The 20,039-nt window shown below is 71.6% G+C and carries 18 protein-coding genes; 8 read left to right on the forward strand and 10 right to left on the reverse strand.

The window, feature by feature from the left end:
- The first annotated feature begins 65 nt into the window (after nucleotides 1–65).
- From C1J01_RS31095 to C1J01_RS31105, 3 genes are all read left to right on the forward strand, one after another.
- Complete coding sequence (locus C1J01_RS31095) at nucleotides 66–971, forward strand: PP2C family protein-serine/threonine phosphatase (protein WP_235854782.1); 906 nt, start codon at nucleotides 66–68, stop codon at nucleotides 969–971.
- Between the two features lie 63 nt (nucleotides 972–1,034).
- Nucleotides 1,035–1,781: an alpha/beta fold hydrolase gene (locus C1J01_RS31100; RefSeq protein WP_111182537.1), complete on the forward strand. Its 747-nt coding sequence runs from the start codon at nucleotides 1,035–1,037 to the stop codon at nucleotides 1,779–1,781.
- Nucleotides 1,778–3,169 carry a hypothetical protein gene (locus tag C1J01_RS31105; protein WP_111182538.1) on the forward strand — a complete coding sequence of 464 codons (1,392 nt, stop codon included), beginning with the start codon at nucleotides 1,778–1,780 and terminating at the stop codon, nucleotides 3,167–3,169. Before C1J01_RS31100 ends, C1J01_RS31105 begins: the two co-directional genes overlap by 4 nt.
- A gap of 4 nt (nucleotides 3,170–3,173) precedes the next feature.
- Here C1J01_RS31105 and C1J01_RS31110 read toward each other — a convergent pair whose 3' ends face one another.
- From C1J01_RS31110 to C1J01_RS31125, 4 genes are read right to left on the reverse strand one after another with little or no spacing between them, the layout of a single operon-like run.
- Nucleotides 3,174–5,198, reverse strand: coding sequence for a hypothetical protein (locus tag C1J01_RS31110; protein WP_111182539.1), 2,025 nt, complete (start codon nucleotides 5,196–5,198; stop codon nucleotides 3,174–3,176).
- The gene (locus tag C1J01_RS31115; RefSeq protein ID WP_111182540.1) at nucleotides 5,198–6,493 is read right to left on the reverse strand and encodes an ABC transporter substrate-binding protein; all 1,296 of its coding nucleotides are present in this window, start codon (nucleotides 6,491–6,493) and stop codon (nucleotides 5,198–5,200) included. The genes C1J01_RS31110 and C1J01_RS31115 overlap by 1 nt, the downstream gene beginning before the upstream one ends.
- Nucleotides 6,494–6,528: 35 nt before the next feature.
- Nucleotides 6,529–7,374 carry a carbohydrate ABC transporter permease gene (locus C1J01_RS31120; RefSeq protein WP_111182541.1) on the reverse strand — a complete coding sequence of 282 codons (846 nt, stop codon included), beginning with the start codon at nucleotides 7,372–7,374 and terminating at the stop codon, nucleotides 6,529–6,531.
- Complete coding sequence (locus tag C1J01_RS31125) at nucleotides 7,364–8,344, reverse strand: carbohydrate ABC transporter permease (protein WP_111182542.1); 981 nt, start codon at nucleotides 8,342–8,344, stop codon at nucleotides 7,364–7,366. Before C1J01_RS31125 ends, C1J01_RS31120 begins: the two co-directional genes overlap by 11 nt.
- 298 nt (nucleotides 8,345–8,642) lie before the next feature.
- Here C1J01_RS31125 and C1J01_RS31130 point away from each other — a divergent pair, with 298 nt between their 5' ends.
- Complete coding sequence (locus C1J01_RS31130) at nucleotides 8,643–9,716, forward strand: LacI family DNA-binding transcriptional regulator (protein ID WP_111182543.1); 1,074 nt, start codon at nucleotides 8,643–8,645, stop codon at nucleotides 9,714–9,716.
- Between the two features lie 11 nt (nucleotides 9,717–9,727).
- Nucleotides 9,728–11,110, forward strand: a complete 1,383-nt coding sequence (locus C1J01_RS31135; protein ID WP_111182544.1) for a glycoside hydrolase family 5 protein — start codon at nucleotides 9,728–9,730, stop codon at nucleotides 11,108–11,110.
- Between the two features lie 150 nt (nucleotides 11,111–11,260).
- Here the strand turns inward: C1J01_RS31135 and C1J01_RS31140 are convergent, their stop codons facing one another.
- The 3 genes from C1J01_RS31140 to C1J01_RS31150 form a co-directional block, all read right to left on the reverse strand.
- The gene (locus C1J01_RS31140; RefSeq protein ID WP_111182545.1) at nucleotides 11,261–12,310 is read right to left on the reverse strand and encodes a hypothetical protein; all 1,050 of its coding nucleotides are present in this window, start codon (nucleotides 12,308–12,310) and stop codon (nucleotides 11,261–11,263) included.
- A 78-nt stretch (nucleotides 12,311–12,388) separates the two neighbouring features.
- Nucleotides 12,389–13,051, reverse strand: coding sequence for a response regulator (locus tag C1J01_RS31145; protein ID WP_111182546.1), 663 nt, complete (start codon nucleotides 13,049–13,051; stop codon nucleotides 12,389–12,391).
- Nucleotides 13,048–14,178 carry a sensor histidine kinase gene (locus C1J01_RS31150; protein ID WP_111182547.1) on the reverse strand — a complete coding sequence of 377 codons (1,131 nt, stop codon included), beginning with the start codon at nucleotides 14,176–14,178 and terminating at the stop codon, nucleotides 13,048–13,050. The genes C1J01_RS31145 and C1J01_RS31150 overlap by 4 nt, the downstream gene beginning before the upstream one ends.
- A gap of 308 nt (nucleotides 14,179–14,486) precedes the next feature.
- Here C1J01_RS31150 and C1J01_RS31155 point away from each other — a divergent pair, with 308 nt between their 5' ends.
- Nucleotides 14,487–14,840, forward strand: a complete 354-nt coding sequence (locus C1J01_RS31155; RefSeq protein ID WP_111182548.1) for a DoxX family protein — start codon at nucleotides 14,487–14,489, stop codon at nucleotides 14,838–14,840.
- A gap of 236 nt (nucleotides 14,841–15,076) precedes the next feature.
- Here C1J01_RS31155 and C1J01_RS31165 read toward each other — a convergent pair whose 3' ends face one another.
- A complete protein-coding gene (locus C1J01_RS31165; protein ID WP_235854783.1) occupies nucleotides 15,077–16,054 on the reverse strand; it encodes an L-threonylcarbamoyladenylate synthase in 978 nt (325 codons plus the stop codon).
- Nucleotides 16,055–16,683: 629 nt separating this feature from the next.
- Here C1J01_RS31165 and C1J01_RS31175 point away from each other — a divergent pair.
- Nucleotides 16,684–17,304 (forward strand): class I SAM-dependent methyltransferase, encoded by a 621-nt coding sequence (locus C1J01_RS31175; protein ID WP_235854784.1) that lies wholly within the window; start codon nucleotides 16,684–16,686, stop codon nucleotides 17,302–17,304.
- A 353-nt stretch (nucleotides 17,305–17,657) separates the two neighbouring features.
- On the opposite strand, the gene C1J01_RS31180 is transcribed toward C1J01_RS31175, so the two are convergent.
- Together C1J01_RS31180 and C1J01_RS31185 are read right to left on the reverse strand one after the other, a co-directional pair.
- Nucleotides 17,658–17,954, reverse strand: a complete 297-nt coding sequence (locus C1J01_RS31180) for a hypothetical protein (RefSeq protein WP_111182552.1) — start codon at nucleotides 17,952–17,954, stop codon at nucleotides 17,658–17,660.
- A gap of 262 nt (nucleotides 17,955–18,216) precedes the next feature.
- Nucleotides 18,217–18,894, reverse strand: coding sequence for an alpha/beta hydrolase family protein (locus C1J01_RS31185; protein WP_181449057.1), 678 nt, complete (start codon nucleotides 18,892–18,894; stop codon nucleotides 18,217–18,219).
- Between the two features lie 185 nt (nucleotides 18,895–19,079).
- Between C1J01_RS31185 and C1J01_RS31190 the strand changes: the two genes are divergently transcribed.
- Nucleotides 19,080–19,916 carry an alpha/beta fold hydrolase gene (locus tag C1J01_RS31190; RefSeq protein WP_235854785.1) on the forward strand — a complete coding sequence of 279 codons (837 nt, stop codon included), beginning with the start codon at nucleotides 19,080–19,082 and terminating at the stop codon, nucleotides 19,914–19,916.
- The last annotated feature ends 123 nt before the right edge of the window (nucleotides 19,917–20,039 follow it).

The raw sequence follows: 20,039 nt of genomic DNA on the forward strand, positions 1-20,039 counted from the left end.
CAGCGACAGATGTATATAAGAGACGGGCTCTGGGGGGCGGGGGGGCGCGGCGGTTCTGGGTGCCGATGCTGGACGGCACCGAGCGGGTCGGCGTGCTGGGCGTCACCGTGCCGCGTGACGACGAGCTCGCCGCGTCGCGGGCGAAGAACCTGGCGTCCCTGGCCGCGGTCCTGCTGATCAGCAAGCGCCCGCACAGCGACTCCTACGCGCGCCTGGTCCGGACCCGCCCGCTGACGCTGTCGGCCGAGGTGTTGTGGAACCTGCTGCCGCCGGGCACGTTCGCCACCGAGGAGATGGTGGTCAGCGCCGCCCTGGAGCCCGCGTACGACGTGGGCGGCGACGCCTACGACTTCGGGCTGGACGGCCGTACCCTGCGCCTGGCGGTCTTCGACGCGATGGGGCACGACACCTCGGCCGGGCTGACCGCCACCCTGGCCATCGGCGCGTTCCGCAACAGCCGCCGGCTGGGCGAGGAGCTGCCGGAGACCGCCGAGGCGGTCGACGCGGCGATCCAGGAGCAGTTCACCGGCCGCTTCGCCACCGGCATCCTGGCCGAGCTGGACATCGGGACGGGCATGCTGAGCTGGGTGAACCGGGGCCACCACCCGCCGCTCGTGATCCGCGAGGGCCGCCTGGTGGCGACGCTGCAGGGCGTGCCGGACCCGCCGATGGGGCTGGGCCTGGGCGCCGAGACGGGGCTGCTGTCGTACCAGCTCCAGCCGCGTGACCGGCTGCTGCTCTACACCGACGGCGTGATCGAGGCGCAGAGCCCCGACGGCGAGCTGTTCGGCCTGGAGCGGTTCATCGACTTCGTGGTGCGGCACGAGGCGGACGGGCTGGCGGCGCCGGAGACGCTGCGACGGCTGATCCAGGCCATCCTGAAGCACCAGCGCGGCCGGCTCCAGGACGACGCGACCGTGCTGACGGTGGAATGGCGCAACACCCAGCACGCGCACGGTCTCGTTCTGTGAGAGGCGCACGTTCGCCGGATCTCCGCCCGGGTAGGGGGCAGGCCCTTTCGGGAGAGGAGAGGCGTGCCGCTCGAACAGCTCGTCCACATCGTGTCCGGCACGGCGATGATCAGCCGGCGCCGTCGGGGGCCCGGCCCGGCGGTCGTGTGCGTGCACGGCGCCGGGGTGTCCGGGCGGGAGATGCTGCCGTTCGTCCGCGAGCTGGGCGCGACGCACGACGCCTGGGCCGTGGACTTGCCCGGATTCGGCCGTAGTGAGAAGCCCTCCGCCCCGCCCACGCTGGCGGGGTTGTCCGATGCGGTGGCCGCCTGGCTGGAGGAGGCGGGGCTGGAGCGGGCGTGCCTGCTCGGCGGCTCGTTCGGCTGCCAGGTGGCCGTGGACGTCGCGGTCCGCCATCCGGACCGGGTGACCGCGCTGGTGCTGACCGGCCCGACGGTGGATCCGCTCGGCCGCTCCCCCGTCCGGCTGGCCGCGCAGTGGCTGCGCAACTCGGTGCACGAGAGCCCGCGCATGGCGCCGCTGAACGTCGCCGACTACGTCGACGCGGGGCCGCGCCGCGTGCTGGCGAGCTTCGGCGTCTCGATGCGCGACCGGGTCGAGGACAAGCTGCCGTACGTGGCCGTGCCGGCCCTCGTCGTGCGCGGCGGCCGGGACGCCATGGTGCCTCAGGCGTGGGCGGAGGAGGTGACGCGGCTGCTGCCCCGGGGGCGGCTCGTGGTCATGGAGGGGCTGCCGCACATGGTGCCGTACCGGGACCCGCGCGGGCTGGCCCGCGTGGTCGCCGGCTTTCTCGAGGAGGTGGCCGCGTGAGGCCGGGCAAGGCGGTGGCGTCGTTCGACTCGGCGACCGGGATGTTGCGGGCGCTGTCGAGGTTCCTGCACGACAAGGACGTGCCGCTGATCGGGCAGGGCCCGGCGGCCGTCGAGCCGGCGATGTCCGCGCTGCTCGGCGCGGCGGGCCGGCTGCCGCGCGCGCTGCAGGAGAAGGCGTACGCGGTCAGCGGCTGGGCGGAGGCGGTGCCGCTGCGGCGGGTGGCGGAGATCCGGTCGGAGGAGCTGGCCCGCTGGGTGACCGGGCACTATCCGCGGCGCCGGTATCCGGTGGCGTTCGTCGGGTCGTCCAACGGGGCGCTGACGCACCTGGCGGCGGCGGTGTCGGCGCCGTGGCTGCCGCAGACGCTGCTGCTGCCGGTGCGACGGCACGGCGTGCACCCCGACGACCCGCGCGGCGACCTGGAGGCGACCCGGCGGGCCGGGCGGGCGCTCCTCGACGCCAACCCCGACCTGGTGCTGCACCACATGCACGACGCCAACCAGGACCGCCTGATGATCGCGGGCATGACGTACTTCCGGGTGAAGTGGCGGCGGCTGCCGCGGGCGTACGCGCGGTTCCTGGAGGAGTCGCTCGAACCGGGCGCGACGCTGGTCGTGGTGGAGTGCGGGCTGCGCTGGCCGAGCACGCGGGTGGGGCCGCGGCACGTGTTCCAGCACGGCGCGCTGGGCGGCGCGACGCCAGAGGAGTACGAGCACGGCGGCCCCCGCGTCGCCGACTACCTGCGCCGCTACGGCTCGCCGAGGCGCGCGTGGGACTATCCGCCGGCCGACGGCGAGCGGCCGGAGGCGGAGTGGGGGTTCGAGCCGGAGCTGCTCGGCGACCTGGAGGAGCTGGCCGGCCGCAACGGCTGGCGCCTGGCCCGCCTGCGTTTCGGCGAGCCTGAGGACCTGAGCCCGGCCGTCGCCGACCTCCACCGGTCCTGGCACGAGGACCGCGGCCTGCCGGCCGACCGGCTGCTGGTGGAGTGCTTCCTGCTGCTGGAGCCGTGGTGGGCGTTGCGCAGCGGCTCGGCGCCGTTCTGGACGGTGTTCAACACCGAGGCCTCGCACGCCCGGCTGCGCTCCTACCTCGACGCCGCCGACCCGTACGACGAGATCCGGCTCGTCCTGTTCTCGCACGGGGTGGACTCGGTGGGGCTGGCGCCGATCGACGCCTGGCGGGAGCTGCTGGCCAGGGCGCGCAAGGTGGGCGTGTTCACCGGGGTGGACACCCGCGCCTACCCGCGCGACTTCGCCGTGCTGGCCCGCGCCCACCGGGAGCTGGCGCGGATCAGGACGACGTACCCGATGCCGCTGCCGATGGAGTGGGCGCGGGCCGAGGAGTTCCTCGGCAAGCGCGAGGAGCTGGAGCTGCGCACCGGCTGACCCGTCAGGGCAGCCGGTGCAGGCCCTCGTGCCGCACGGTCCAGGAGTCCGGGAAGCCGGGCGCGGGCGGGCCGCCGTCCCAGCCCCTGGCCATGAGGGCGACCGCGGCGAGCAGGCCGCCGTTGCCGGGCAGGTAGACGGGCAGGCCGGGGCTCTGCCGGTTGTGCCCGTTCGGCAGGTACGTGTTCTTGGCGACGGGCATGAGCAGCGCGTCCACGGCCAGGTCAGGCTCGCCGAGGCGGGTGGCGGTCATGGCGATGGCCGGGTAGTCCCAGCCCCAGGTGGACTCCCAGTCCCAGTCGGCGAGCACGTCGCGCAGGGTGGCGCGCATGACGGCGGGGTCGACGATCGGGGTCGGGGGGACGAAGCCGAGCGCGTACACCATGGACGGGTGGTCGTCGCGGACGGTGTACGGCGGCGCGTCCATGGCCGCGTACACGCCGTCGCGCACCAGCGGGGCGGCCATCCCGGCGGCCACCTCCGCCCAGGAGGGTTCGGGGGCCAGGCCCAGCAGCCGCCGCCAGCGTTGGGCCGTGTCCAGCGCCCACGCCCAGTACGCCAGCTCGAACGTGGGGTTGGCGGCGTCCGCGCGCACGCCGGCGTAGGACTCCTGGGCGGGGACGAGCGGCGGGCCGAGACCGTACCCACCGGGGCCCTTGACGGCGAAGGCGGCCATGAAGGCGGCCGTCTCCAGGACGAGGTCGCCGTAGAGGGCGACGGCGCGGCGGGTGCCGATCGCGCGGCGCACCAGCTCGGCCAGGTAGATCGGGTGCGGCTGCTGCCACACCAGGAACGGGCCGATCGGGCTGGGGCTCTCGCGGCCGTCGGGGCCGACCTGCTTGGGCCAGCGCGCCCCAGGGCAGCCCTGCGCGCGGGCGGTCTCCCGGGCGCGCGGCAGGACGGCGGTGTACCAGCCGAGGCTGCGTTCGAGCAGTTCGGAACGGCCCCACAGCGGGAAGTGCGCCGCGTGCCACCAGTGCATCTCCAGGTGGAAGCGGCCCCGCCAGCTGTTGGCCATCAGGCCGGTCTCGGCCGGCGGGGTGGAGCCCGCGCAGTGGATCGCGGTGAGGTACTGCGACAACACGATGCGGCGTTCCAGCTCGGGGGCGCGTTCGTCATGGCCGCCGGACAGGTCGACGGCGCCGCCGGTGCTCCAGAAGCGCTCCCAGTGCCGCTCGGAGGCCGCCACGACCTCCCCGAAGGACGCCTCGGGGCCGGGTGTGCCCTGGTGGAAGGCGACGACCAGCTCGGCCGCCGTCCCGTCGAGGGCGAGCAGGAACTCGTGCGGCCCGGTCCGCTCGGCCCGGCCGCCGGTCATGGTGACCGTCACCTCGTACACGGTACCGTCGAGCCGCCGCGCCACCGTGAGCCCGCCGGCCGACGGCCGCGGCACCGAGGTGTGCGCCCGCGGCCGCGACCAGTCGGCGGCGTTGCCCCACGCCTGCGACCCGTACGGGAAGGCCAGCCGCACCGCCACCCCGTCCAGCCCGGGCGACTCGATCCGGAAGGCGAGCACGTCCCGCTCGGGGTGGCAGGCGGTGACGACCTGGAACGGCGTGCCGCGCAGCAGGTAGCGGCTGGTGAGCACGCCGGTCCACAGGTCGAGCCGCTGCCGCGCGCCGCGCACGTCGTCCGGCGCGAGAGCCCCGCCGCCGGCCGCGACCAGTCCGATCCGGGCGAGGTCGAGCCGGTGCGGGTTGGCGCGCAGCCACGCCTCCGCCGGCGACGGGCGGGCGATGTCCGCCATGTCGACGTACGGCGCCGGCCCGCGCGGCGTCCGGTAGGTCCGCGTCGTCTGCGCCAGGTCGTAGGAACCGGGGACGCTGTGCCAGCCCCACGAGGCCATGGTCGCCAGCAGTGTCCCCGGCCCTTCGGGGTCCTCGACCGGGTGGAGGCCGGGGAAGGTCTGCAGCCCGGTGACGTCGGCGGTGTAGCAGAGCTCGCCGTTGCCCACGGACAGCGGCGACTCCGGCAGCACGGACGTCACCTCGACCGCGTGCCGGCCGACGAGCGCGCGGCGGTCGATCATCAGCCGATCGCCGTCCCGACCTGCTTGATGAAGTCGGCCGCGGCGGCGGCGGGCTGCTGGCGGCCGAAGAGCACCTCGGCGTTGACCCGGTCGAGGATCTTCCACACGTCGGCGGAGCCGGTCGGGCCGATCACCAGCGGCGGGCCGGCCTTCGGCGTCAGCGTGTCGATGAACTCGGTCTCGATCTGCTGCTCCTCGCTGAGTTGCGGCTCGATGGCGGCGCGGACGTCGGAGTTGGCCGGGATGCCCCGGTCGGTGAGGACGATCTTGCCGGCGTCGGCGCTGTTCACCAGGAAGTCGACGAGCTTGGCCGCCTCCTGCGGGTGCTCGCTCCTGGCGTTGATCGTGTAGATCTGCGAGGCCTGCAGCCACATGCCGGGCTGGGCGCCCTGGCTCTCGCCCGGCACCCGGATCAGCCGCAGCGGCGCGCCGGAGGCCTTGCGCAGCGCGGTGATCTGGTTGCTCCAGTCGAACTGCATCGCGGCCAGCCCGCGGCCCATCAGGGTCTGCTCGGGCGCCGGCTGGGTGGTGAGCTCGGCGGTCTGCGAGGCCGGCGGGGTCGCCCCGGCCTTGAGCAGGTCGAGCGTCATGGTCCACCAGTCCACCAGGGTCTTGTCGCTGATGCCGACCTTGCCGTCGGCGGTGTAGAGCGACTCGCCGCGCTGGCGGGAGAAGATGTCCAGCATGTCGGTACGGGTCGGGTCCGTCAGCGCGAACGACTCGTCGGGCAGCTTGCCGGCCAGGTCCTTGGCGATGCGGGAGAAGTCCTCCCAGCTCCAGGTGTCCTCGTCGGGCAGTTCCACGCCGGCCTTGTCGAACAGGTCGGGGTTGACGACCAGCGCGATGGCGTTCACGCCGGTCGGTACGCCGTACTGGACGTTGCTGAACTTGCCGTTGCCGAGGGCGGCGGCGCCGATCTTGTCGGTCTTGAGCACGCCGCCGACCGTGGCCAGGTCGAGCAGGGCGCCGCGGTCGCCGTACTCGCGGGGGTAGGCGCCGCCGAGCGTGATGACGTCGGGTGCGCGCCCGCCCGCGACCTCGGTGGCCAGGCGGTCGAAGTAGGAGTTGAAGTCGGTGTAGGTGCCCTTGACCGTGATGCCGGGGTTCTTGGCCTCGAAGGCGTCGATGACCTTCTGCGTGGCCTCGGCCCGGTCGTTGTTGCCCCACCAGCTGAAGCGCAGCTCGACGGCGCCTGACTCGCTCTCGCCGCCGGACGAACCGCCGCAGGCCGAGACGACCGCCAGCATGACGCCGGCCAGGCAGAGCGCCGCCAGCCCTCTGGTTCTCTTCACCATGGTCGTTCTCCTTGTTAGAACGTTTTAATCACAGATCACCGGAAGCCGGTGGTGGCGATGCCCTGCGTCAGGTAGCGCTGCCCGGCCAGGAAGAACCCGAAGATCGGCGCGAGGCCCACGATGGACATGGCGAACAGCTGCCCCCAGGCCGTCTCGCCCTGGCCGTCCATGAACGAGCGCAGCGCGACCGGCATGGTCCACAGCTCGGGGTCGGTCAGGAAGATGAGCTGGCTGAAGAAGTCGTTCCAGGTCCAGATGAACGTGAACACCGCCGAGGTGGCGAGGGCCGGGATCGACAGCGGCATGACGATCCGCCAGTAGATCCTGATGTGGCCGCAGCCGTCGATGCGCGCCGCCTCGTCCAGCTCCTTGGGCAGCCCGCGGATGAACTGCACCATGAGGAAGATGAAGAACGCGTCGTGCGCCAGGAACTTCGGCACGACCAGCGGCAGGTTCGTGTTGATCCAGTCGAGCTGGGCGAACAGCACGTACTGGGGGACGATCAGCACGTGGACGGGGAGCATCAGCGTCGCCAGCATCATGGCGAAGAAGATCTTCCTGCCCCGGAACTCCAGCCGGGCGAACGCGTACGCCGCCAGGGAGCACGAGATCAGGTTGCCCGCCACGGCCAGGATCGCGATCACGGCCGAGTTGATCAGATAGTGGTGGAACGGGTACTCCAGCGCCGTCCAGCCGTCCACGTAGTTGCTCAGGTCGAGCTCGGTGGGCCAGATCGACGGGTCGCGGAAGATGGTCTCGGTGGGCTTGGCCGAGCTCGACACCATCCACAGCAGCGGGTAGAGCATCACCACGCCGCAGACGATCAGCAGCGCGTGCTTCGACAGCCGCCGCGACCGGCCGCCCCTGATCTCAGTTGCCATAGAACACCCACCGCTTGGCGAAGAGGAAGTTGAGACCGGTCAGCGCGGCGATGAGCGCCAGCAGGATCCACGCCATCGCGGAGGCGTAGCCCATGTCGAAGGAGCCGAAGCCGCGCTCGTACAGGTAGAGCGTGTAGAGCAGGGTGGCGTCGGAGGGGCCGCCGCGGCCGCCGCTGATGACGAACGCCTGCGTGAAGCTCTGGAAGGCGCCGATCATCTGCAGCACGACGTTGAAGAAGATGATCGGCGTCAGCATCGGCAGCGTGATGTGGAAGAACCGTCTCACGGTGCCGGCGCCGTCCACCTGCGCGGCCTCGTAGTAGGAGACGGGGATCTGCCGGAGCCCGGCCAGGAAGATGACCATCGGGGCGCCGAACGTCCAGGCGTTGAGCAGCACGAGCGTGCCCAGCGCGAAGTCGGGATGGGCGACCCAGCTCACGCCTTCGACGCCGAAGAAGGCGAGCAACTGGTTGACCAGGCCCTCCTGGCCGAAGATCTGCCGCCACAGGATGGCGATGGAGACGCTGCCGGCCAGCAGCGAGGGCAGGTAGTAGACGGACCGGTAGAAGGCCAGCCCGCGTACGCCGCGGTTGAGCAGCAGCGCCAGGCCCAGGGCCAGGACGAGCTGGATGGGCACCGACACGAACACGTAGAGGAAGGTGACCAGCAGCGACTTGTGCAGCCGCGGGTCGTCCAGCATCTCGCGGTAGTTGTCCAGGCCGAGCCATTCGGGCGGCTTGAGCAGGGTGTACTCGGTGAACGACAGGTAGAGGGAGCGGAGGATCGGCCCGATGGTGAAGGCGGCCATGCCGATGAACCACGGCGTGAGGAACAGGTAGCCGATGCGGTCCTGCGGCGGCCCGCCCCGGCGCGCGAGAAGCCGGCGGCGGGGTGGGTCTTCGGTCGGAGGTACGGGTCCAGGGGGAGGCGGGGCGACGGTCGCGCCCGCCGTATCCAAACGTTTGCTCATCGATCACCCTTCACGGTCGCGCTGAGCCGCACGCGACCGGGGAACAGGGGCATAAGCCGTGATCGGGCTATGAGTAACCAGTTTCTAACACCGGGCACTTCTGGTGTCAACGCACTGTTAGCCGACTGACTACCAGGAAAAACGCGAACCCCCACGTCTTGCGCTCATCTCCGACAAACGGTTGTAATGCATGGTGAGAAACCGGTATCTCCCGTGATGCCGCCCGAGGGTGCCCCCCGTGGCGGCGCGGCGAGGCGACGCATGCTGGGATGAGTCCCTGAGCGTGCAGGGAGAGTGCATGAGGGCGAGCACCGAAAACGGTGACCAGGAGCGGGACCGGGACGGCGGTGGCGGGCCGCGCGCCGGGCGGCGCGGGCCCCGGCCCGCGGGAGCGGCGACGATCAGCCGGGTCGCCGAGGCGGCCGGCGTCTCACGGGCGACCGTCTCCCGGGTCATGAACGGCTCCCCGACCGTCAGCCCCGAGCTGGCCGCCCGCGTGCGCGCCGCCGCCGAGGCGCTCGACTACGCGCCCAGCCCGGCCGCGCGGCGGCTCGCGCTCGGCCGCACCGGCACCATCGCGCTCGTCGTCCCCGACCTCGGCAACCCGCTCTTCCAGGGCGTGCTGCGCGGGCTCAGCCAGGCCGCCGGCAAGGCGGGCCGCCAGCTGCTGGTGGCCGAGTCCGACGAGGACCCGGAGGAGGAGGTGATCCTCGCGCTGGAGGCGCGGCGCAACTCCGACGGGCTCGTCCTGGCCTCGCCGCGGGCGCCCGCCGAGCGGCTGTGCTCGATCGGTGAGCGGCTGGCGCCGTTCGTGCTGGTCTACCGGGAGGTGCCCGGCCTGGGCGCCCCCTCGCTGTCGATCGACAACGCGGCCGGCGTCCGCGACCTCGTCGCCCACCTGACCGGGCTCGGGCACCGCCGCCTGGCCTACCTGGCGGGGCCGCCGGGCAGCGCGGGCAACGCCGAACGGCTCGCCGCGCTGCGCGCCGCCACCGGCGGCCTGGAGGTGACCGTGCTGCCGTGCGGCTCCATGTTCGACGACGGCCACGCCGCCGCCCCCGCGGTCGTGGAGCGCGGGGCGAGCGCGGTGGTCGGGTTCAACGACATGGTCGCCTCCGGCGTGCTGACCGGCCTGCGCGAGCTGGGCGTCGGCGTGCCGGACGACGTGTCGGTCACCGGCTTCGACGACATCCCGTTCGCCCGTTACACCACGCCGCCGCTCACCACCGTCTCGATCCCGAAGAGCGAGCTGGGCCGGCAGGCGTGGGAGCGCCTGTGGGCTCTGATGAACGGCGAGGGCGGCGGCTACAACGTGCGCTACCAGCCACGGCTGCTCGTTCGCGGCAGCACCGGGCCGGCGCCATCCCGATGAGGAGGACACACATGGAGTGGATCAGTGTCAGCGGCGACCGGCTGGCCGGGGAGTCCGGGGAGACGGTCGTCCTGACCGGCGTCGGCCTCGGCGGGTGGATGAACATGGAGAACTTCATCACCGGCTACCCCGCCACCGAGTCGCTGCAACGCGCCGCCCTGCGCGGGGTGCTCGGCGAGGAGGGCTACGAGCGGTTCTTCCGCCGGTTCCTCACCGACTTCTTCGACGCCGGCGACGCCCGCCACCTGGCCTCCTTGGGGCTGAACTCGGTGCGGGTGCCGTTCAACTACCGCCACTTCGAGGACGACGACCGGCCGTTCGTGCTGAAGGAGGAGGGGTTCTCCTGGCTGGACCGGGTGATCGGGCTGTGCGCCGACGCCGGGCTGTACACGATCCTCGACCTGCACGCCCTGCCGGGCCGGCAGAACCAGCACTGGCACAGCGACAACCCGACCCACTGGGCGGAGTTCTGGAACCAGCGGCACTTCCAGGACCGCGTCGTGCACCTGTGGGAGGCGATCGCCGACCGCTACAAGGACCGGCCCGAGGTGGCCGGCTACAACCCGGTCAACGAGCCCGCCGACTCCTCCGGCGCCGTCATCGGGCCGTTCTACGAGCGGCTGGAGCGGGCCATCCGCGCCGTGGACGACCGGCACGTGCTCTTCCTGGACGGCAACCGCTACTCGACCGACTTCTCGATCTTCGGAGACCCGTTCCCGAACACGGTCTACACCGCCCACGACTACGCGCTGCCCGGCATCGCCGCGGGCAGCTCCTATCCGGGGGTGACGCGCGGCGAGCACTTCGACCGGTCGGTGGTGGAGCAGACGTTCCTGCGCCGGACGGAGTTCATGCGGCGCACCGGCACGCCCGTCTGGATCGGCGAGTTCGGGCCCGTCTACGACGGCGACCCCGAGCGCGACCGGTCGCGGCTGCGGCTGCTGCGCGACCAGCTGGAGATCTACCGCGAGCACGGCGCGAGCTGGTCGTTGTGGACGTACAAGGACATCGGGCTGCAGGGCCTGGTGTACGCGCGCCCCGACAGCGCGTACGTGCGCCGGATCGCGCCCGTGCTGGAGAAGAAGAAGCGGCTCGGCGCCGACTCCTGGGGCGGCTCCGACGAGCAGGTGCGGCACATCCTGGAGCCGATCGAGGAGCTGTTCGACAAGGAGTTCCCGCACTTCGACCCGTTCCCGTGGGGGCGCAAGCCCTGGATCCAGACGCTGGTGCGCAACATCATGTTCGCCGAGCCGCTGGTCGGCGACTTCGCCCGCTGCTTCGAGGGCGTCACGCCGGACGAGGCCGAGGAGCTGGCCGGCTGCTTCGCCTTCGCCGCGTGCGAGCGGCGCGGGCCGCTGAACGACGTGCTGCGCGAGCACCTGAGCGGAGACTGAGCGTATGGAGACCGTCTTCACCTACGGCTCGCCCGCGCCGGAGTTCGGGCCGGGCGCCTCCGCCGAGATCGGCCACGAGCGGATCGCCGACAACCATGCTGGCCGCCGGACGTGAACACGAGCCATCACAAACCCACAGCTTGAGCATGGTCATGCACCAGGATCAACGAGGGTGGCCGGTGACGGGTTTCGGTCCACGGGGAAAACCCTGGGCGCCTGCAACCGCCCCGGACCGGCGAAGACGAGCCGGCACCTCGGGCGCGTACGTCGCTGGTACGACGCCGCCGCCACCCCCACGCTCAGCCCCCATCCTCCGAATCCGGCCAGCCCCACGACCGCCACCCACGCGCCAAGCCCGTCGGGCAACGACAGATCGGCCCCCGACACCAGCAACGCGAGCACGAGGAACGGATAGAGCCCGAGACTGGTCGCCCCCAGCCAGGCCGGCACCAGCAGCACCCACCTGGACACCCGCCGGCCACCCAGGACCGGCACCCACCTCGGGAACGCCTGCCCCCACCGGTTCACCAGCGCGGCGCTCAACACCGCCCCGGCCAGCGCCAGGACGGAGGTGAGATCAATGCCCAGCCGCCCCAGCACGGCACTCGGCCCGGAACCGGCGGCCAGATCGGGCCCGACAGACCCGGCGAGCGGCACGCCGAGCGCCCAGACCGCCTTCATCACGATGTACGGAACGAAGACCGCGGCCCCCAGATAGGCGGTCCACCGCACGGCGGCCGGTGCGCGGGCGGGCTCCGGATGGATCCGGCCGGCGACAGGACCGTCGGGATGCGAGTGCCCGCAGCGTGCGCACACCCCGCGAGCCGCCCGCCCCTCCGCCAGAGCGGTACCGGTGAACAACGTCGCTCCCGCCGCGAAGTACAGGCTGACCAGCAAAGCGGGCCAGTCCTCCACATATCCCATGCCAAGGGCGGCCACGACCTGCATGACCAACCCGAACGTACCGAGCAGCGGCACTACGGCGGCCGCCCACACCAGAGCGGGCCTCCCCCTGGCGGCCGCCGTGACCGCGACGGCCAGCGCCACCAGCGTCCACCAGAAGGAACGCGGTAAATCAAAATGCGCCGGCGGCCTGCCGTGCTCGTTGCCCAACGCCCACGACAGCGCCAGCCCGAGCAGGCCCAGCCCCCACCCGGTCGCCGCACCCGCCACCCAGCGGGGCCATGTGCTCAACCTCATGCCTCTCATGCTCGAAGGGCGGGCAGGTCCGGCTCTCCTACCGGAGAACGGTCCTGCGGCTGCTGCGATCGCAGTAGGTCAGGCGCGGCGGGGGCGTACCAGACCGGTCTCGTAGGCGAGGATGACGAGCTGAGCACGATCGCGGGCGCCCAGCTTGGCCATGGCCCGGTTGGCGTGGGTCTTGGCCGTGAGAGGGCTCATGCCGAGGCGTACCGCGATCTCCTGGTTGGACAGGCCGCTCGCCACCAGCGCCATCACCTCGCGTTCGCGGTCGGTGAGCGGGGCGAGGTCGGGTGGCCGATCACCGGGGCGCGGCCCCGCGGTGAACGCGGCGATCACGCTCCTGGTGACCGAGGGCGACAGCAGCGCGTCGCCCGCCGCGACCACCTGGAGTGCCTTGAGCAGGTCCGCCGGCTCGACATCCTTGACCAGGAAGCCGCTCGCACCCGCCTGCAGCGCCGCGTAGACGTTGGCGTCGTCGGCGTACGTCGTCAGGACCACCACGCGCACGGCGGCCAGCTCGGGATCCGCCGTGATGAGCCGGGTGGCGGTGAGGCCGTCGATCTCCGGCATGCGGATGTCCATGATGAGCACATCCGGGCGCTCGTTCCTGGCCAACGCCACCGCCGCCCCGCCGTTGGCCGCCTCACCGACGACGCCGAACCCCGGCGACGCCTCGATGATCAGTCGAAACCCTTTCCTCGCCAGCGCATGATCATCGGCCAGCCCGATCCTGATCACACCGCCTCCGCCGGCAGCCGGGCCGTCACCGCGAACCCGCGACCCTCGACCGGTGCGGCCGTCAGTGTGCCGCCGAGGCCCTCCGCACGGGCCCGCATGCCCTCGATCCCACGGCCACCGCCCTCGATCGCCTCGACGGTCCGGGTTCCGCCCCGGTCGGTCACCGTTATCGTCAGTTCGGCGCCGTACCTGATCCTGACCTCGGCCGTCGCACCCATGCCCGCGTGGCGCAGAACGTTGGTGAGGGCTTCCTGCACGATCCGGTAGGCCGCATGACCCACGGCGGCGGGCACAGGATGATCGGGCCCTTCACGGATGATCGTGACGGGCAGGCCCGCGTCCCGCATGGCCGCATCCAGCGCGCCGAGCCGGTCCAGGCCAGGCGGCTCGCCGTGCAACCATCCCAGCGTGGCCTGCAACTCGCGCATCGCCGCCCGGCTCGTGTCACGGATGCCGGTGAGCACCTCACGCAGCTCAGGCCGGTCCCCGTCCCGGCCGTCGCCACCGTCGCCACCGTCGCCGCCGCCACCATCGCCACCGTCGCCACCGTCGCCGCCGCCGAGCAGGTGCAGCGCGGCGGCAGACTGCACGGCGACGCTCGTCACGCTCTGCCCCACCACGTCGTGCACCTCACGCGCGAGCCGCAACCGTTCCTCGGCCAGCCGCTCGCGCTCCCGGGCGGCGGCCGCTCCACGCCGCGCGGCGACGACCTCACCGACCAGTAGCGCAACACCGAACACCACCAGCCACGTGCCCGTGAAGATCAGCCGCACCGGCGCCTCCGCGGCCGGCCGGAGCGCCGCCCCCGCCACCACCACGAGCACTCCAGAGGTGGCGGCCACGCGGCGGCCGCTTACAGCGGCGGTGTAGACGCCGACCAGCGCCGGAACGCCGGCGCCCACCAGCAGGCCACCGGAGGCCATCACCCCGCAGAAGGCCCCGCATGTGATCAGGGCCGTCGCCACCGGCCATCGCTCACGCCCCGGCAGCGCCACCGCACCGAGCACGGCCAAGCCCAGGGAGACACCCCCGCGGGGGGCGGGATCGAGCAGCACCGCGGCCACGACCACCCCGGCCAGCAGGAGGTCACCGTCGGCGAACCCCAGGACCCGGCGGAACAAGACCACCCGGCCAGCGTAGCCCGATGCAGGTCTCACAGGCCGTCGGGAGTCCGCATATGGGACTTCTCCTCCGAATTGTGGACACCCTGACCTGTCGGAGCGTTGAGGCCCGAGAAGTACCTCGTGGCCGTGAAGGTCCAGCCACCCATGGGCCGCCGACGGCTGGTCAAGGAAGTGGGCTGTGTCACACGGTCGACATGTCACACCGGTTACGCCGTGATCCGTCCCAGCACGTGACGGGCGCACAGCGGCCGCTGCGTCATCTGCCCGACGTCCTCGGCGCCCGTCGCTCCAGCTGAACGGAGGCCATTCGCGTGTTCATCGCTTACCTCGTCATCACCGGCATCACGATCGTGGCCAACACTTGGGCCGCCATCGCCGACCTCGCACGGGCCAGGATCGTTCTCGTCAACTCGGATGCCGTGGGCGTCCCCCACTCATGGATCCCGCTGCTGGCCGCGCTGAAGGCCGCCGGAGCCGCCGGGCTCCTGCTCGGGCTCCTGGGCGCCCGGTTCATCGGCATCGCCGCGGCGACCGGGCTCGTGCTGTTCTTCGTCGGCGCCGTCGCCACCCACATACGCGCCCGCGTGTTCTTTCCCAACATCACCTTTCCCGGGGCCTTCCTGGTGCTGGCGATCGCATCCCTTGTCCTCGCCACCGCGCGATGACGATCGACGGTGGCCGGTCGCCGCGCAGCATCGGGCGCGCACCGCGGGCGTCCCCGGCTCAGGTGGGCCGTGGTGGGTCTGTGCTTCCACCCGGCCGACGGCAGCGCGCAAGTGGTGGCGGCCCGCGGCCTCGAAGTCACCGCCGGCTCCGCGTCGCGACCGAAGCTCCGCCGACCGTTTGCCCAGCCCAACGTCGCATCCCGCCTGGCCCGTCGATCAGGTCACGCCGGTACCGGTCACTCGCGGGGCCGGGGCCCCGCGGCGCGGCGGAGCCGGTTGGCGATCGCCAGTCCCAGCCCTTCCTCCACCGGCAAGGAGGCGACGATGAGGTCGCACCCACGCTGGTCGAGCTCGCGCAGGAACCCGTACAGCCCACGCGCGTAGGCGGCCATCGAACCGGGCACCGCCACCACGGCATGCGCCTTCACCTGGGCGCCGGAGAAGGAGGGAGGAAGAAGAACCCCCACCTGGTGTCCTACCTCTTGCGCGAGCTCGGCTTCGGCGATGACCTTCTCGGGCTCGACCAGGACGACGCGCGCACGCGGCGCGTAGTGTGACGGATGCTGGCCCGGCACCCGAACGCGGCTCGTCGAGTGGACCGCGATCCGGCGCCCCAGCGCCGCTTCAAGGTCTTCGCGCGTCACCCCGCCGGGCCGAAGGACGCTGGGGACCTCGCCCGTGGCGTCGACGATGGTCGACTCGACGCCGACCTGACAGGGCCCGCCGTCCAGCACGAAGTCGACGGCATCACCGAGCTCCACACGGACGTGGTTCGCCGTTGTCGGGCTGACCGAGCCGAAACGGTTGGCGGACGGAGCCGCGACACCGCCGCCGAAGGCCGACAGCAGCGCGAGTGCGACGGGGTGGTCGGGCACGCGCACGGCCACCGTCTCCAGACCGCCAGTCGCGTCGAGGGACACCCGGCCACCGCGTCGCAGGACCAGCGTGAGTGGCCCTGGCCAGAATCGTTCGGCCAGCAGGCGCGCCGTCGCGGGCACGTCCTCGACCCACTCGCCCAACTGCTCCGCGCCGCCGATGTGGACGATCAGGGGGTGGGAGGTCGGGCGGGCTTTGACCTGGAAGACGCGCGCGACAGCGGCGGAGTCCTCGGCGTTGGCGCCCAGACCGTAGACGGTTTCGGTCGGGAAGGCCACCAGGCCCCCGGCGCGCAGCACACCGGCCGCCTTCTCGATGTCACTGTTTCTAGCCGTCACCCTCCTCATCCTCTCACTGCCCCACTCAACCTGCGCCCCTCCCCCGACCCGCCCGACGTCGCCGCCGGCTACATCATCGCCGACGTACGGGCAAGCTACGGCCGGCCAGCACCGCCAGGAACAACAGCATGTAGCCGCCGAGCGCGTTGAGGACCCCGGTTCCCGCGCCCGCACCATGGTCGACTTCAGAAGATCTCTACTGCGACTCGACCTCAGACGCCCGGCCGCGGCTCCGGGAGGACTTCGGAGGGGCCGGCTGCCGCAGCGCCTCGATCGACGGCTCCACCTGGAACGCAGCGCGCAGACCTGTGATCGGCATGAGGCGGTCCAGGCACGGCGGAATGCTCGCCAGGACGAGGGCGCTGTTCCCTTCTCGGCTCCGCTGCAGCAGCCGGGCCGGCACGCCACCTGCTTGAAGTCGCAGCAGGTCGGGCCGCTCATGTCCAGCACCAAGCCCACCGAGTACCCGCCGACAGCCATGATGCCTTTGGCTCGCGGTCAAGGCGGAGCCGGTCGAGGCGATGCCGGATGCGTGACATGTTCACCTATGAGTCATTTACGCGCTATATCGCGAAATCACGTGTGCGCCAGGATTTGGAGGCGATAGCGCTGGTTCGAGGAGAAGGATCGTGACGACCGATCAGAGGCGCCGGGGTGGCGGCAGCGGACGGTTTCTGTGGGAGTTCGTCAGGGCGCCCATGCGTACGGCGGCGGTGCTGCCCAGCTCGGTGGGGCTGGCGGCGCGGATGGTGGCGGGTGTCCCCGAGCGTGGTGAGCCGGTGGTGGTCGAGCTGGGGGCGGGAACGGGCGCCTTCACCTCCGCCATCCAAGAGCGGCTCCGCGGGCGGGGCAGGCACGTCGTGGTCGAGCTCAACGACAGGTTCGCGGCGGAGATCGCGCGAGCGTACCCGTCGGTCGAGGTGGTGTGCGATCACGCCGCACGCCTGCCCGCTCTGCTCGCCGAGCGAGGCGTCGGGCCGGTGGACGTCGTGGTCAGCGGTCTGCCCTGGATCGCCTACACCGGTGAGCCCCTGCTGATCGAGTCGGTGGCGCGGGCTCTCGCACCGGACGGGGTCTACACGCAGTTCGCCTACAACTGGACGCGCTGGGCGGCCCCTGCGCGGCGACTGGTCGACGGCCTGCGGACGGAGTTCGAGGAGGTCGTGACGACTATGACGGTCTGGCGCAATCTGCCGCCCGCGATGGTCTACGTGGCCCGCCGCCCCCGGGCGGCGCAGGCCGCACCGTGACCGCGTTCCGGGACGGCGGCGGGCGTCGAGAGCAGCCGTCAGGAAGGCGTCGGTTCCTGGAATCCGCACAAGGGCCGCGGTGACGGTCGCCCTCCATGTCGGTGATGTAGAACTCCCTGGCGTCGCCCAGGTCCAAGCTGAAGCGGTCCTTCTGCCGGCGCGCGTCAGCTCGGCGGAAGTCGACCAGGACGCCATCCGGTACGGCCGGCGCCAGGGGTGAGCTCTCCCCCTGGCTGGGGGAAGGCTCGCTCTCACCCTGAACGGGCGCGGTCGAGGCCGGTACGGGCGCACTCGCCGCGGGTCCGGTGGTGACGGTGCTGGTCACCCTGTCCAGAGCGGCACCGCCGGCCCCGCTAACGAACGGGGACGGCGAGCTCGCGGCCGCGGTAGAAGCCCTCCCGCTCCTCGACGACGTACGGTGCCATGACCTCACGCCGGTGCGCCTCGCCCTCGGACGTACGCCAGGCGTCACAGTCTTCCTTGGAGTCCCAGAACGACACCCCGGTGATCTCCTGCCCGTCTTCGGACCAGTACGCGTACGCCTGGCGCAGGCCCCGCGGGTACGGATCCGGGCGCCACGCCCGTTCGAACTCCTCCAGCGTGCCCGGCCTGATCCGGCGCGTCGTCACCCAGACGAAGTGCTCCCTCATCGCGGCCTCCTCCGAAACACGATTCGGCTTGATGGCGCTCTCCCCACCATAAGCCGCCGCTCCCCGGGAACCGGCCCCGCCCCCGCGCGAGGGTACAGACCTCCGCCGGCTCACGGGGGGATCACGCCGACCCGATGGCCCAGCGGCGGGGTTCGCCGACCAGGCCGGTCCAGCCACTCCCCGAGCGGTGCGGGCCGATAGCGTGGACGTCCGCATCGTCGAACACCGCCACCACCGATCGAGCGAGATCCTGTTATGCCTTTTATGCCTGGCGCAGTTGCTGGGCGATCCAGTCGTAGGCCAGCGCGGACGTGTGAGTGACGTTGCTGACGCCGCAGTGGTGATCGGCGCCGTCCGCAGTCGTGAGGGTCACGAAGTGCTTGGGGGCCCGCAGCGCCTGGTGGAACCGGCGGGCCTGTGCCAGCGCCGTCTGGGTTTCGCCCTCGGCTACCAGGCTGAGCGTCGGGCAGGCGATCTGCTCCTCCATTCCTTCCAGGCTGAAGTTCGCGGCGTGTCTCAGGAACGCATCCAGTGAGGTCACGCCGTGATTCCACAGCAGGTAGTTTTCGATCAAGGCTTGTGTGCTCCAGCTGGCGCGCCTGACCCGTTCCGATGCATCGTCGTACGAGCCACCGGTGGTCGCGTCCAGGACCAAGCCCAGTAGATCGCGCTGCGGGGAATTGGCCACCAGCGCCTTGATACGCCGGTCGTGGGCGGCCGCGCGGGGAGCGAGGTAGCCGCCGAAGCTGAGCCCGTACAAGGCAAGCCGATCGCCGTTCACAGCCGTGCGGTTGAGGGCGTAGTTCACGACTGCGCTCAGCGGCGCGGGCCGTGCTGGTGGCCAGTGTCGGCGGCTGCGCCACGGCGTGCGTAAGCCCGGCGCCGCGCTCAGCGCGCAAACCGTGGCCAAGCGCATCGCCGTGCTGCGTTCCTTCTTCACCGACGCCCACCCGCGGCACGCGAGCGGCCGCAGCCTTGGTGGAGGATTTGGCCCGGAATGGCGCGGCGGTGGAGGAGATCCGTGGATCGGGAGCCGTATCTGCCCAAGCCCTTCGTAACGTCGCATGTGAGCCCGACGACATTTGTCCAAGACTGAAGGCCGGCAGCCCATGCATCGTCTTCTGCATGAGTGAGTACAACCTTCAGCAGTCGCATGGGATGCGCGTGGTCCACGACGGTCCGCGGGAGGCGCCGCCGCTGTTGCTCGTACACGGATCGGGGTTCTCGGGCGCTTCCTGGAGCCCGGTGGTCCCGGCACTCGCCGCCCACCATCACGTCATCCGGGTCGACCTCCCAGGCTGCGGCCAATCCCCGCCCGCGCTGTCATACGACGTGCCCGTGCAGGCGGGGCGGGTGGCGGCGGTGCTCGACGACCTCGGCCTTCGTCGCGTCACCATGGTCGGGCACTCCAGCGGCGGCTACATCGCCACCGCGCTCGCCGAACAGCGCCCCGACATCGTGAGGTCGCTCGCGCTGATCAGCACCGGACCGAGTCCCGATGCGCTCCTTCCTCAGCCGTTGCTGCTTCGTGTCCTGTTGGCCCCGCCTCTCGGCCCGCTCCTGTGGTCGAGGCGTTCGGACGCGATGATCCGCAGGGGGATAAGCGCGACGTGCGCTCGCCCCGTGGACATCCCAGACGACTTGGTCGCCGATGTACGGGGCACGACGTACCGCACGTTCAGGACGGTGCTGCGCCGCAACACCGCGTACATCGCCCAGCGCAGCGTGGCCGAACGTCTCGCCGCCCTCGAAGTCCCCATGCTGGTGATCTTCGGCACTGCCGACCGCCGCTGGGAGCCGTCGTCGGCGCGCCAGTACGACGCGGTGCCGAACGCGCGGGTCGAACTGCTGCCCGGCGTCGGGCACATACCCATGTTCGAAGCACCTGAGACCACCGGCGAACTGCTGCTGGGCTTCACGGCAACTGCCGATGACAGCCCGCCGGTGGCCCCCAAGGCCTAGTGAGCCGGTCCTGAGATCCTGTCGCAGTAGCGGCAGATCCGGTCGATGATCTGGTCGGCGGTCTTGGTCCACTTGAAGGGCCGGGCGTTGTCGTTCCAGACCTTGATCCACTCCTCGAGCGCG

Source organism: Nonomuraea aridisoli, from assembly GCF_003236395.1.
In the GTDB taxonomy this organism is placed as follows: domain Bacteria; phylum Actinomycetota; class Actinomycetes; order Streptosporangiales; family Streptosporangiaceae; genus Nonomuraea; species Nonomuraea aridisoli.

Excerpts from the sequence above, each read along its gene's own strand:
- C1J01_RS31095 (WP_235854782.1), top strand. The coding sequence starts at position 66 with ATGCTGGACGGCACCGAGCGGGTCGGCGTGCTGGGCGTCACCGTGCCG.
- C1J01_RS31110 (WP_111182539.1), bottom strand. The coding sequence starts at position 5,198 with ATGATCGACCGCCGCGCGCTCGTCGGCCGGCACGCGGTCGAGGTGACG.
- C1J01_RS31115 (WP_111182540.1), bottom strand. The coding sequence starts at position 6,493 with ATGGTGAAGAGAACCAGAGGGCTGGCGGCGCTCTGCCTGGCCGGCGTC.
- C1J01_RS31120 (WP_111182541.1), bottom strand. The coding sequence starts at position 7,374 with ATGGCAACTGAGATCAGGGGCGGCCGGTCGCGGCGGCTGTCGAAGCAC.
- C1J01_RS31125 (WP_111182542.1), bottom strand. The coding sequence starts at position 8,344 with ATGAGCAAACGTTTGGATACGGCGGGCGCGACCGTCGCCCCGCCTCCC.
- C1J01_RS31130 (WP_111182543.1), top strand. The coding sequence starts at position 8,643 with ATGAGGGCGAGCACCGAAAACGGTGACCAGGAGCGGGACCGGGACGGC.
- C1J01_RS31135 (WP_111182544.1), top strand. The coding sequence starts at position 9,728 with ATGGAGTGGATCAGTGTCAGCGGCGACCGGCTGGCCGGGGAGTCCGGG.
- C1J01_RS31140 (WP_111182545.1), bottom strand. The coding sequence starts at position 12,310 with ATGAGGTTGAGCACATGGCCCCGCTGGGTGGCGGGTGCGGCGACCGGG.
- C1J01_RS31180 (WP_111182552.1), bottom strand. The coding sequence starts at position 17,954 with ATGAGGGAGCACTTCGTCTGGGTGACGACGCGCCGGATCAGGCCGGGC.
- C1J01_RS31190 (WP_235854785.1), top strand. The coding sequence starts at position 19,080 with ATGAGTGAGTACAACCTTCAGCAGTCGCATGGGATGCGCGTGGTCCAC.